13 protein-coding genes and 1 CRISPR repeat array are annotated in these 12541 nt (G+C 50.2%); all 13 genes read left to right on the top strand.

Annotation, left to right across the window (positions count from 1 at the left end; genetic code table 11):
* Positions 1–145: 145 nt before the first annotated feature.
* Positions 146–1102 carry a thioredoxin-disulfide reductase gene (gene trxB / locus NP596_RS03695; RefSeq protein ID WP_256613881.1) on the top strand — a complete coding sequence of 319 codons (957 nt, stop codon included), beginning with the start codon at positions 146–148 and terminating at the stop codon, positions 1100–1102.
* Between the two features lie 43 nt (positions 1103–1145).
* Positions 1146–1838 carry a leucyl/phenylalanyl-tRNA--protein transferase gene (aat, locus tag NP596_RS03690; protein WP_256613880.1) on the top strand — a complete coding sequence of 231 codons (693 nt, stop codon included), beginning with the start codon at positions 1146–1148 and terminating at the stop codon, positions 1836–1838.
* On the top strand, positions 1826–2554 hold the full coding sequence (locus NP596_RS03685; RefSeq protein WP_371927894.1) for an arginyltransferase: 729 nt from the start codon (positions 1826–1828) through the stop codon (positions 2552–2554). The genes aat and NP596_RS03685 overlap by 13 nt, the downstream gene beginning before the upstream one ends.
* 3 nt (positions 2555–2557) lie before the next feature.
* Positions 2558–3124, top strand: coding sequence for an elongation factor P-like protein EfpL (gene efpL / locus NP596_RS03680; RefSeq protein ID WP_256613879.1), 567 nt, complete (start codon positions 2558–2560; stop codon positions 3122–3124).
* A 158-nt stretch (positions 3125–3282) separates the two neighbouring features.
* On the top strand, positions 3283–5553 hold the full coding sequence (cas3, locus tag NP596_RS03675) for a CRISPR-associated helicase Cas3' (RefSeq protein ID WP_256613878.1): 2271 nt from the start codon (positions 3283–3285) through the stop codon (positions 5551–5553).
* Between the two features lie 47 nt (positions 5554–5600).
* Positions 5601–6284: a type I-C CRISPR-associated protein Cas5c gene (cas5c, locus tag NP596_RS03670; RefSeq protein WP_256613877.1), complete on the top strand. Its 684-nt coding sequence runs from the start codon at positions 5601–5603 to the stop codon at positions 6282–6284.
* The gene (cas8c, locus tag NP596_RS03665) at positions 6281–8182 is read left to right on the top strand and encodes a type I-C CRISPR-associated protein Cas8c/Csd1 (protein WP_256613876.1); all 1902 of its coding nucleotides are present in this window, start codon (positions 6281–6283) and stop codon (positions 8180–8182) included. Before cas5c ends, cas8c begins: the two co-directional genes overlap by 4 nt.
* Complete coding sequence (gene cas7c / locus NP596_RS03660) at positions 8182–9168, top strand: type I-C CRISPR-associated protein Cas7/Csd2 (RefSeq protein ID WP_256613875.1); 987 nt, start codon at positions 8182–8184, stop codon at positions 9166–9168. Before cas8c ends, cas7c begins: the two co-directional genes overlap by 1 nt.
* A gap of 111 nt (positions 9169–9279) precedes the next feature.
* Positions 9280–9540 (top strand): hypothetical protein, encoded by a 261-nt coding sequence (locus tag NP596_RS03655; RefSeq protein WP_256613874.1) that lies wholly within the window; start codon positions 9280–9282, stop codon positions 9538–9540.
* Positions 9540–9938, top strand: coding sequence for a type II toxin-antitoxin system VapC family toxin (locus NP596_RS03650; protein WP_256613873.1), 399 nt, complete (start codon positions 9540–9542; stop codon positions 9936–9938). The genes NP596_RS03655 and NP596_RS03650 overlap by 1 nt, the downstream gene beginning before the upstream one ends.
* Positions 9939–9997: 59 nt before the next feature.
* Positions 9998–10621 carry a CRISPR-associated protein Cas4 gene (gene cas4, locus NP596_RS03645; RefSeq protein ID WP_256613872.1) on the top strand — a complete coding sequence of 208 codons (624 nt, stop codon included), beginning with the start codon at positions 9998–10000 and terminating at the stop codon, positions 10619–10621.
* Positions 10622–10623: 2 nt separating this feature from the next.
* Positions 10624–11658, top strand: a complete 1035-nt coding sequence (cas1c, locus tag NP596_RS03640) for a type I-C CRISPR-associated endonuclease Cas1c (protein ID WP_256613871.1) — start codon at positions 10624–10626, stop codon at positions 11656–11658.
* Positions 11659–11673: 15 nt separating this feature from the next.
* On the top strand, positions 11674–11964 hold the full coding sequence (gene cas2 / locus NP596_RS03635) for a CRISPR-associated endonuclease Cas2 (RefSeq protein WP_256613870.1): 291 nt from the start codon (positions 11674–11676) through the stop codon (positions 11962–11964).
* Between the two features lie 177 nt (positions 11965–12141).
* A CRISPR array of direct repeats spans positions 12142–12494; the repeat unit is 32 nt; unit sequence GTCGCGCCCCACGCGGGCGCGTGGATTGAAAC.
* Positions 12495–12541 lie beyond the last annotated feature (47 nt).

The raw sequence follows: 12541 nt of genomic DNA, 5'->3' as shown, positions 1-12541 counted from the left end.
TAAAACAGGATTATAGATGATAAAAGCAGATTTCACATTAGCTTAACCGCTTGACAGGCCAAACATAGGCAGCTTTACGGTTTTATCGCCCGCCAATTGCCCGTATAATTTTGCCACCTCAACCCGACATCTGGAGACTGCCTCAATGGCTGCCGCAAAACATTGCAAACTGTTAATTTTAGGTTCCGGCCCGGCCGGCTACACCGCCGCCGTTTACGCGGCGCGCGCCAATCTGAATCCGGTGATGATTACCGGTATGCAACAAGGCGGACAATTGACCACCACCACCGAAGTCGACAACTGGCCCGGCGACGTCGACGGCGTGCAAGGCCCCGAATTAATGGACAGAATGCTGCGCCATGCCGAGCGCTTCAATACCGAAGTAATCTTCGACCACATCCATACCGCCGACCTGTCCAAACGGCCTTTTACGCTAACCGGCGACAGCGGCGTCTATACCTGCGATGCGTTGATCGTAGCCACCGGCGCGTCGGCCAAATACCTGGGGCTGCCCTCGGAGGAAGACTTCAAAGGCCGCGGCGTGTCCGCCTGCGCCACCTGCGACGGCTTTTTCTACCGCAATAAACCGGTGGCCGTGATCGGCGGCGGCAACACCGCCGTTGAAGAAGCCTTGTATCTGGCCAATATCGCCTCCGAGGTCACCGTGGTACATAGACGCGATAAGTTCCGCTCCGAAAAAATCCTCTCCGACAAACTGCTGGAAAAGGCCAAATCCGGCAACGTGCGCATCGAGTGGAACCAGCAACTGGATGAAGTGCTGGGCGACGACATGGGCGTTACCGGCATCCGCATCAAAAACAGCCGGGACGGCTCGACCAAGGATATCGACGTACACGGGGTATTTATCGCCATCGGCCACACCCCCAACACCGATATTTTCGCCGGCCAGCTGGAGATGCAGCACGGCTATATCGTCGTCAACAGCGGCATTCAGGGCAATGCCACCGCCACCAGCGTACCCGGCGTATTCGCCGCCGGCGATGTGATGGACTCGGTTTACAAGCAAGCCATCACCTCGGCGGGCGCCGGTTGCATGGCGGCGCTGGACGCGGAAAAATTCCTGGACGAACTGACCGGTTAAGGTTTGGCGGGAGCAGCGGCAGGCTGTTCCCGCTTCATTCTCGATGCAACTCAACGTTCTCGACGCACTGAACCCCAATCAAGCTTTTCCATCACTCGACAAGGCACTGGGCGAACCCAACGGCTTGATTGCCGTGGGCGGCTGTTTGTCGCCGCAACGCATTCTCAACGCTTACCGGCACGGTATTTTTCCCTGGTTCAATCCCGGCGAACCCATCCTGTGGTGGTCTCCCGATCCGCGGCTGGTACTGTTTCCGGACAAGCTCATCGTGTCGCGCAGCTTGCGGAAAACCTTGCGTAAACAGTTGTTCGAAATCCGCTACGACAGCGCCTTCGAACAGGTCATCGCCGCTTGCGCCGCGCCGCGTAGCGACCAGGGCGGCACCTGGATTACCGGAGACATGAAACAGGCTTATCTGCAATTGCACAGAATGGGCTTTGCCCATAGCGTCGAAGCCTGGCAAGACCGACAGCTGGTCGGCGGCTTGTACGGCATCGGCATCGGCCGGGTATTTTTCGGCGAATCCATGTTCCACCGCAAAACCGATGCCTCGAAAGTCGTGTTCGCGCATCTGGTCGGGCAACTGACGCTTTGGGATTATCAACTGATAGACTGCCAAGTCAGCAGCGGACACCTGTTCAGCCTGGGAGCGGAAGAAATCCCGCGCCAAGTATTCGCCGGCCTGCTCGACCGGCTTTGTCCGTCGCCCCCCGCCCCATTAGCATGGCAAAAATGATATCCGTGCCATTGTGGCTCACCGCCGAACACGATTGCAGCTATCTGGACGGCAAACTGGCTCAATCGGCGGTGGTTCACCCCGACTTTGCCATGGACACCACGCTCTATGCGCACCTGATCGAACAAGGTTTCCGCCGCAGCGGCGATCAAGTCTACCGGCCCCATTGCGATAATTGCCGGGCCTGCGTGCCCAGCCGAATTCCGGTCGCGGCCTTTCGGGCCGACCGCAAGCAACGCCGCTGCGCCCGGCGCAATCAATATACCCAGGTTGTGATTAAAACCGCCGAATTCAACGAACGCCATTTCGATTTATACCGCCGTTACCAAATCGCCCGCCACGAAAAAACCTCGGACGCCGCTATCAGCCGCGAGGATTACCTGCATTTTTTGGGCAGCCACTGGTGCAATACCTGGTTTGTGGAATTTCTGATTGAGGGGCGGCTGGCGGCCGTCGCCGTGGTGGACGCATTGGACCGCGCGCTGTCGGCGGTGTATACCTTCTTCGATCCGGATTTCGACGATTACAGCCCCGGCGTGTTTGCGGTGTTATGGCAAATCGAAGAAGCCAGACGCCGGAAACTCGAATTCGTTTATCTGGGCTTTTGGATAGAAGATTGTCGTAAAATGCGTTACAAAATTCAGTACCAGCCGCTACAAGGCTTGATAGCCGGCCAGTGGCGGGATATCCACTTTCATCAGTCCGACGAGGAATAAGCAGTGCCCAAAGCCAACGAACTCAAGCAAGGAACCGCCATCGAAATCAACGGCGAGCCGTATGTGGTCAAAAAAATCGACGTGCGCAATCCGACTTCGCGCGGCGCCACCACGCTGTATAAAGTCCGCTTTACCCACATGAAAACCCGGCAAAAACTGGACGAAACCTTCAAAAGCGACGACATGCTGAAAGCCGCCGATTGCTCGCGTTGCGCCGTGCAATTTTCCTATCAGGACGGCGACAGCTATTACTTCATGAACAGCGAGACCTACGAACAATACGCGCTGTCGGCCGAAGACCTGGAAGGACAAACCGAATATCTGACCGACGGCCTGGAAGGCATCGTCATGCTGCTGATGGACGACGCGGCGCTGGGCATCCAGTTGCCCAACATCATTTCCCTGCAAATCGTCGAAACCCCGCCGGCCATGAAAGGCTCCAGCGCCACCAAACGCACCAAAACCGCCAAACTCAGCACCGGCCTGGAAGTCCAGGTGCCGGAATACATCGAGACCGGCGAGATCATTAGAGTCAACTCCGAAACCGGCGAATTTTCGTCGCGGGCCTGAGCCGGCGGCATCTGTAGTGGTCTAATAAAAAAGGACACCCGAATAGGTTGATAAACTATCCCTATCAACCTTGAAGGTAAAATGTTGTGTTCCGCGAACATGGACAGAAAAAGGCTTCACTCCCAACCTGCTTAATCGAGCTTAAACAAACACGCATAATGCCAACACAACATTTGGATCAAACGGTCTACTATGCCCACTCAGGTGCTCTTGAAGATTTATCCGATGGCCAAACCTTATTTGATCACCTGAGCGAAGTAAGTGAAATTGCCCGGCAAAACGCGCAGTGGTTCGGGGCTGAAGAGTTAGCCATGTATGCCGGCTTGCTTCATGATCTTGGCAAATATTGCCCTGAGTTTTTGAGGCGTCTACAAGGCGGAAAAATCAGGGTAGACCATGCCACTGCCGGGGCAAAGATAGCTAATGAGCGCTGGCAACAAATGGGAAAATTGCTTGCCTATTGCATCGCTGGACATCATGCCGGTTTAGCAAATGGCATTGATGAAGGGCAGCAGCGTTCAACGCTGGATGAGCGTTTGAAGCTTAAGTTCGGTGAAGATATTCCTCATCTTGATCCGGTATGGCAGCAGGAAATAAAACTGCCTACGCACTTAACGCCACCAGCATTAAAACTCCACAAGATTTGGCCCGGCTTTCAATTGGCTTTTTTTACCCGCATGATTTTTTCATGCTTGATTGATGCGGACAGGAGGGACACCAACAACTATTACCGTCGATTGGAAGGGAAAGGAAATGCTGAATCTAACTATCCGCCGCTGTCGGCTTTGCGCGAGCGGTTCAATACAAAATTAGAAAAAATTCAGCAGAACTTGGCAACCCAGCCGCCGAAAAGCATTAATCAACTCCGGCAACGCATACTTGACCACAGTCGCAAACAAGCGCAATTACCTCCCGGCTTGTTTTCGCTCACCGTACCGACCGGTGGCGGAAAAACCTATACCTCAATGGCCTTTGCATTGGATCATGCCATTGCCCATCAATTGCGTAGGATAATTTACGTCATTCCGTTTACCAGCATTATTGAACAGAACGCTAAAGTCTTCCGCGAAGCGTTTGGTGACGACTTGGCCTATGCGATCACGGAACATCACAGCGCTTTTGACGATACCAAGCTGCCGAATAACGACGCTCGCGATACCTTAAAACGAGCAATGGAAAGCTGGGATGCGCCCGTTATTGTTACTACCGCAGTGCAGTTTTTTGAATCCCTGTTTGCCGACCGACCTTCGCAATGCCGCAAGTTACACAACATTGCCGGTAGTGTGATTATTCTCGACGAGGCCCAGACCTTGCCGCTTAAATTGCTGCGGCCCATCATGGCGGCGATCGATGAACTGGCGTTGAATTACCGCTGCAGCGTTGTTTTATGTACCGCGACGCAACCCGCGCTAAAAAAAGCGGAGGGCTTCATCAATGGTTTTGAAAATGTCCGGGAAATTTCACCCGATCCGCTCGCTTTGTTTACTGAGCTTGAACGGGTCACGGTAAAAAACATCGGCGAGCAAACTGACGAACAACTACTGACCCATTTGCAGGAAAAAGAACAGGTATTAGTCATCGTCAACAATCGCCGCCATGCCCGTAGCTTGTATGACAGCATGAAGAAATTGAAGCTCGAAGGCGCGACTCATCTAACTACTTTGATGTGCGCCAAGCATCGCTCGCAAATTTTGGAAAAAGTGCGCGAAGACTTGTTAAATGGAAATCCCTGCCGTTTGGTTTCAACTTCTCTGATTGAGGCCGGCGTTGACGTTGATTTTCCATGCGTACTTCGCGCCGAAGCTGGCTTGGACTCCATTGCCCAAGCCGCAGGACGCTGTAACCGTGAAGGCAAGCGCGAGCCTAAAGATAGTGAAGTCTTGATATTTCAAAGCCCCGATTGGCGTGCGCCACCGGAACTGGAGCAATTGGCCGGCAATATGCGCGAGGTCATGCGTAATCATAACGGTAACTTGCTGTCACCCGGCGCTTTAACAAGCTATTTCAATGCGGTGTACTGGTCTAAAGGCGATGAACTGGACAAGAAAAAAATTCTGGAGGCCCATAACAATCACTGCCGAAAACTCAGCTTTCCATTTCAGAATATCGCCCGCGACTTTCGCATGATAGAAACCCGCCTCAAGCCGGTAATCATTGCATTTGATGATAACGCCACCAAGCTACTGCAAGACTTGGAGTATACCGAAAATGTCGGCGGTATCGCCCGTCAGTTACAGGTTTATTTGGTGCAAATACCTGAATATGCCTTTAAAGAGCTGTTAAAAGTCGGCGCTATTGAATCGATCCAGCCAGAAAAGTTCGGTGATCAGTTTTGGCGATTAATAGATTCCGATCTTTATGATAAAAAAGAGGCCGGGCTTAGTTGGGATAATCCATATTTTATTCAATCTGAAAATGGTGTTTGGTAACAGAGCGAACCCATACTTTCTTTTAACTCGACACAAGGATAAACATCATGGCGTACGGAATAAAACTACATATCTGGGGCGACTATGCGTGTTTTACCCGCCCGGAAATGAAGGTAGAGCGCGTGTCTTACGATGTCATCACCCCTTCGGCAGCGCGAGGCATTCTTGAGGCCATTCACTGGAAGCCGGCGATACGCTGGGTCATCGACAAGATTCACGTTCTACAACCGGTGCGTTTTGAGTCGATACGGCGTAACGAAGTCGGCAGCAAGATTTCTGCGGCTAAAATCAAAACCGCCATGCGTAGTCAGAGAGCTAATGATTTGTATCTTGTAGCCGATGATTCAACAGAACGGCAGCAACGCGCATCAACAGTCTTGCGTGATGTTGCTTATGTTATTGAAGCCCATTTTGAATTGACTGACGCAGCAACTGATAAAGATAATGAAGGCAAACATTTAGATATGTTCAGCCGTAGGGCACGGGATGGTCAATGCTTCCAGCAGCCTTGCATGGGCGTTCGTGAATTTCCCGCTTATTTTGCATTAGTTGAACCAGGAAATCCGTTGCCTGAATCACGGCTGACAGCTGAACAACAAAATCGTGATTTGGGGTGGATGCTGCACGATATTGATTTCGCCAATGGCATGACACCGCGTTTTTTCAAAGCCGAACTTAAAGGCGGCGTAATCAACGTGCCAGACTTTTATAGCGACGAGGTGAAAGCATGATACTGAGTTCCTTGGCGCAATATTATCAACGGCTCTCGGATTTGGCGCGTGTGCCGTCTTATGGATTTAGTGAAGAGCGTATTAACTATATTCTGGCTCTTAATCGCAATGGACAGCTTGTGGCTGTACAGTCAAACTTGTCGGATGACAAAAAGCCAAAAGGCAGATATTTAACTGTGCCTTGGTCTGTTAAACGAAGCGGGCAATTTACTGAAAAAGCATTTAAAAATGGAAAAAATAATGCGTTTTTCCTATGGGATAAGACGGCATATTGTCTTGGTGTTGAACTTAGCGATAAAAAAGATCGATTAATATCTCGGCTCACATTTGAAGCGTTCAAAAAATTACATTTGGATTTATTGGTTGATACTGAAGACGAAGGCTTACGTTCTGTTTGCCTTTTTTTAAAAAACTGGTCACCCGAACAATTTGAACCCCCACTTTTTAAAAATGAAATGCTTGATGCTAATTTTGCCTTTAAGCTCGATGGTGACAGGGAATATATTCATGAACGGCAGGAAGCGATAAATATTTGGTTACAAACTATCGCACCTAAAGCCGATGCCGACAAAACCGTATGTCTCGATACAGGGGTGAATGAGCCGTTCATGAATTTACATCCATCAATAAAAGGCGGTTATTTCACAAACTACGGTGGTCAATCAAGTGGGTGTTCGTTGGTTTCCTTTAATAAGGAATCGTTCGCATCTTACGGAAAGTCCCAAGGCGAAAATGCGCCTGTTTCGGAAATGGCTGCATTTGCTTACACGACAGCATTAAATTATTTGTTGAGACGTGAAAACAACCAGTGTGTATCTATCGGTGATACCAGTACCGTCTTTTGGGCTGTCGCCGGGGATGGGCAAACAGCACAGCAAGCTGAATCCTTATTTGCTTTTATGCTGAACATGCCTGCAGACGATGGAGAGCAAGCTACACAAATAAAACCGGTATTGGACAAAATAGCTAAAGGCAGGCCTTTAAACGAGTTTGCCCCTGATATTGACCCCGAAACCCGTTTTTTCGTCCTAGGTTTAGCGCCCAATGCCGCAAGGTTATCAATACGCTATTGGTTAGATACTACTTTCGGTGTATTGGCTGACAATATAGCAAAACATTATCAAGATTTAGCGCTTGAACCTGTTGCTTGGAACAAGCCACCCTCTATTTATCGGTTACTTATTCAAACTGCCGTGCATCGTAAGAAAAAAGCAGGCAAAGATAATAGTCAAAAATACGATACTAAATATAAAGAGATTCCACCGCAGTTAGCTGGGGAGTTAATGCGTTCAATAATAACGGGGCAACGTTACCCTGTTTCATTGCTTGCCAGACTAATATTACGCATACGTTCAGATAGTTATATCAGTCCGTTGCGGGTTGCCATGATTAAATCCGTACTCAATCGAAATTATCGCTTTGACCAATCAAAAGAGGCTATCACTATGGGATTAAATAAGGAGGAAGCAGATATTGCCTACCGGTTAGGGCGATTATTTGCGGTTTTGGAATTGGCACAAAATGCTGCTTTGGGAGATTTAAATGCAAATATAAAGGATCGCTTTTTTGGTAGTGCATCTGCATCCCCAAATATTACTTTTCCTCTATTGATGCGAAATTATGTTCATCATGTTTCTGGGTTACGGAAGGGTAAAAAGGCTAGATGGGTAAAAGATGCACCAAAATTAGCTGGTTGGCTGGAAAGAGAAACAGCGCAAATTTCGGCTGTTTTTTCATCCTGTAAGCCTTATCCAACCACCTTAAATTTAACCGAACAAGGCAGGTTTATTATCGGTTATTACCATCAAAAATTTACTAAACAAAACGAAGCTCCAGAAGAAATTGCTGACGTTGCAGAAAAAATAGATTCAGACACCGAAATAACAGGAGAAGAGTAATGACCATTCAAAACCGCTACGAATTTGTTTATTTATTTGACGTAAGCAACGGCAATCCCAATGGCGATCCAGACGCGGGCAATATGCCGCGTTTAGATCCCGAATCAAGTAAAGGCTTGATTACCGATGTCTGCTTAAAGCGAAAAATCCGTAATTTCATTGAGCTTACTCATTCAAACGAACCGGGTTATCAGCTATTCATACAAGAAAAAGCAATCTTAAACCATCAGATTGAACGGGCTTATACGGAAAGCGAGTCGGTTCGTAAAAACCTTGAGTTGTGGGATCAGTATCAAAAAGATAAAAAGGACAAAAAGAAAAAAGCTGAGGATAAAACACCTCAACCTGACAGACATTATGAAGATATTGCCCAAGATTGGATGTGTGAAAACTTTTATGATGTCCGAACGTTTGGGGCGGTTATGAGCACAGGTTCAAGCTCAGATTCAGAAGATGAGGATGGCGAAAAAAAGAGCAAAATTGTTAAACGGGCTGGACAAGTACGCGGCCCGGTTCAACTGGCATTCGCCAAATCGATAGACCCGATCATTCCGCTGGAAATATCCATCACCCGCATGGCGGTAACCACTGAAAAAGAGTCTGAAGAGCAGGCCGGCGGAAATCGTACCATGGGGCGAAAACACATTGTGCCTTACGGCTTGTACCGCGTACATGGCTTTATTTCCGCTAAGCTGGCGGAAAAAACCGGCTTTTCCGATACCGACCTGGAAAAACTCTGGCAAGCTTTGAGCTTAATGTTCGAACACGACCGCTCTGCCGCTCGTGGCGAAATGGCGGCGCGTAAACTGGTCGTCTTTAAACATAACGATGCGTTAGGCAATGTACCCGCTCATGCATTATTCGATCGCGTGAAAGTTGAACGCATTAACGGCGAAAAAGACACGCCGGCGTCGAGTTTTAGTGACTATAAAATCAGTGTCGACGAAACCGATCTTCAGGGTGTCACCGTAGACGAAAAATTTTGAATTGCCGATGTAACCCCTTGAACCCATCAATCCTAGGAATGATGTGTAAAAAAATTGTAGCAATATCAAAATAGCCTGAACCATTTCTATATAGTAAAACGAGGGTCAACGATGACCACCATCCAAATCAAACTAAAGGACGTTTATGTCGACCACTTGTTGGCGCTTATTTCCAGTCATAACGAAATACCGATTGATGACATCACTATTGAAGCACCGGCCCAAGCGGTCGATGCGGAAAAGTCGCATAGCAAAGCCAAACTGCTGCGCATCGCCCAAGAATGCGCGCAGCTGCCAACCCTGGATCAGCGTTCGGCGGAGCAAATTCTTGGCTATGCGGGTGATGACCGGGGTTTATGGGGTGGTGAATAATGGTCGTCGATTCATCGGCGCTGATTGCCGTGTTGCTGATGGAGCCGGGTGCCGAGCAGTTCTTGCAGCAACTTGCAGAGTCAGAGGCGCTTTACCTAAGTCCGGCCAGTTTGCTGGAAACGGCAATGGTCATTGAATACAAAAAGGGTAAAGTTGGTGCCGACAAACTGGATGAATTATTGGCGGAGTTGATGCCAATTATTGTTCCATTCGATCACCAGCAAGCCTTGCTTGCCAGAACGGCATGGCGCGAATATGGCAAAGGCCGACATCCGGCCAAGTTGAACTTCGGCGATTGTTGTAGTTACGCGCTGGCCAAGCAGCTGAATAAACCCTTGCTATTCAAGGGCAACGATTTTTCCCAAACGGATTTGCTGTTAATGAATTCCGGGGATTGAACGTCATGCTTGGTTCAAAAGTGTAAACCCGCAAAACTGGCTCAGAACAGGAAAACCCAATGGAACTGGAACCCATCTACCTCTCCCGTCTGCAACACTATCTCTATTGCCCCCGGCAGTTTGCCTTGATCGAACTGGAAGACGTCTGGATCGAAAATCAGTTTACCGCCGAGGGCAAGGTATTACATCAACGTGTAGACCAGCCCGATAAGCAAAAACGCGGCGATATTCGTACCGTGCGTTCCCTGCGTTTGTCTCACAGTACGCTGGGCATCGAAGGTGTGGCCGACGTGGTGGAATACCATCGCCAGCCCGACGGCACCGAGCAACCGTATCCAATCGAATACAAACGCGGCAAGCCCAAGGCGCACCGTGCCGACGAAGTGCAACTTTGCGCGCAGGCTTTGTGTCTGGAAGATACGGAAGGCTTGGCGGTACCGGAAGGGGCCTTGTTTTACGGTGAAGTACGACGCCGGCATGGCGTGGAGTTCGATGTTGGCTTACGCGAATTGACCTTGCAAACCATTCAAGCCTGCCGCGACATCGTGCAATCCAAAATCACCCCCAAGGCGGTTTATCAGGCTGGCAAATGCCGCAATTGCTCGCTGATCGAGCAATGTCATCCACAAGACTTCACCCGGCCTGCATCGGCCTGGTTGGCGCAACAACTGGCACAGGACTAAGCATGCGGCCGTTACGTAACGTGATTTACATTCAAACCCAGAATGCCTGGGTGCATAAGGATAACGACAATCTGGTGATGAAGGTCGGCGACGAGATAAAAGCCCGTGTACCGATACACAAACTACAAGGCTTGGTATGTTTCGGCCAAGTCAGTATCTCGCCGTATCTGATGGCGCATTGCGCGGAAAATGCTGTCACCATTACTTACCTGAATCAATTCGGCAAATTTCTGGCGCGCGTCGAAGGTCCGGTCAGCGGCAATGTGTTATTGCGCCGCACCCAACATTTGACCGGTGCCGACCGCGACAAAAGCGTTGCCATCGCCCGCACGATGTTGTCCGGCAAACTGTATAACCAGCGCGCGGTATTGCGCCGTTACCTGCGCGACTACGGCGATCAGCCCGACGGGCAAGCGATGGCGGCGGAATTGGCGACGGCGGAAAAACGATTGAGCCGCTGCCTGCAGCAACTAACCGACTGCGATGCCATCGATACGCTGATGGGACGGGAAGGCGAAGCGGCGCAAGTCTATTTCGGCGTGTTCCAACATTTGATCCGCCAGCCGGACTTTCAATTCGACGCCCGCAGGCGACGTCCGCCGACCGATCCGGTTAATGCCTTGTTGTCGTTTTGTTATACCTTGCTGACCCACGATTGCCGCTCGGCATTGGAAACTACCGGCCTTGATCCGGCCAGCGGCTTTCTGCATCAATTACGCAGCGGCCGGCCATCGCTAGCGTTGGACTTGGCGGAAGAATTTCGGCCGATGATAGACCGCTTCGTGCTGTCGTTAATCAACAAACGCCAATTGTCGCTCAAGGATTTTGAAGAATGGCCCAACGGCTCGTTCACTTTGAAGGAAGAGCCACGACGCACCTTGCTGGCGGCTTGGCAGGACCGCAAGCAGGATACCTTGACGCACCCCTGGTTCGAGGAATCGGTGTCGGTCGGTTTGTTGCCGTGGTTGCAGGCGCAGATTTTGGCAAGATTTTTGCGCGGCGATTGCGACAGTTATGTGCCGTTTTTGTGGAAATAAGCCGGAGTTTTAATCATGATGATCTTGGTGACTTACGACGTCAGCTTTAAAAACGATGGCGGCCCGAAGCGCCTGCGCCGCATGGCCAGATTGTGTCAAGTGTTTGGTCAGCGCGTGCAATATTCGGTGTTCGAGATTGAAGTGGATATGGCGCAATGGACTGAACTGAAGAATCAGCTGATGGGCGTAATGGATCCGGAAGAAGATAGTCTGCGGATTTATTACTTGGGTAGCAACTGGGAACGCAAGGTCGAACACATAGGCGCGAAGAAGGCTGTGGATTTGAACGGCTTATTGTTGTTGTGATGCGAACCCCAAGTGAACATGGAAATCCCGCTGGTTTCGCATTTGCGGAAATGTCCAGTGTTTACGCCGATTCTTGAATTTTCCGGAAATACTTTAGAATGTTATTTGCGTTGATTTTGATCGGTTCGCATTTCATAGGCGCTTTTGCCTTTGAAATCAACCGATAACCTTAACGCTGTCGCGCCCCACGCGGGCGCGTGGATTGAAACAATAATCTGCAAGGGCAAATAATCGGCCATGGTGTCGCGCCCCACGCGGGCGCGTGGATTGAAACATCGATGATGATCAAAGCCTTGAAGGGTGCCCGTCGCGCCCCACGCGGGCGCGTGGATTGAAACGGCCAAGAGTGCGGCAGGTGTAACCAAAAAACGTCGCGCCCCACGCGGGCGCGTGGATTGAAACGATTTTTGCCATCAAATCATCAAGTTCCGCATGTCGCGCCCCACGCGGGCGCGTGGATTGAAACACCCTGGGAATCCTGGGAGACGGATATCTGACGTCGCGCCCCACGCGGGCGCGTGGATTGAAACCGCGATATGGGGTATTGCGATGCGGAGTAACCGTCGCGCCCCACGCG

Origin of the sequence: Methylomonas rivi, from assembly GCF_024505165.1 — a bacterium.
GTDB classification, from domain to species: domain Bacteria; phylum Pseudomonadota; class Gammaproteobacteria; order Methylococcales; family Methylomonadaceae; genus Methylomonas; species Methylomonas rivi.
Note: the sequence above shows the minus strand (reverse complement) of the source record. Positions and strands in the feature narration are given on the sequence as shown.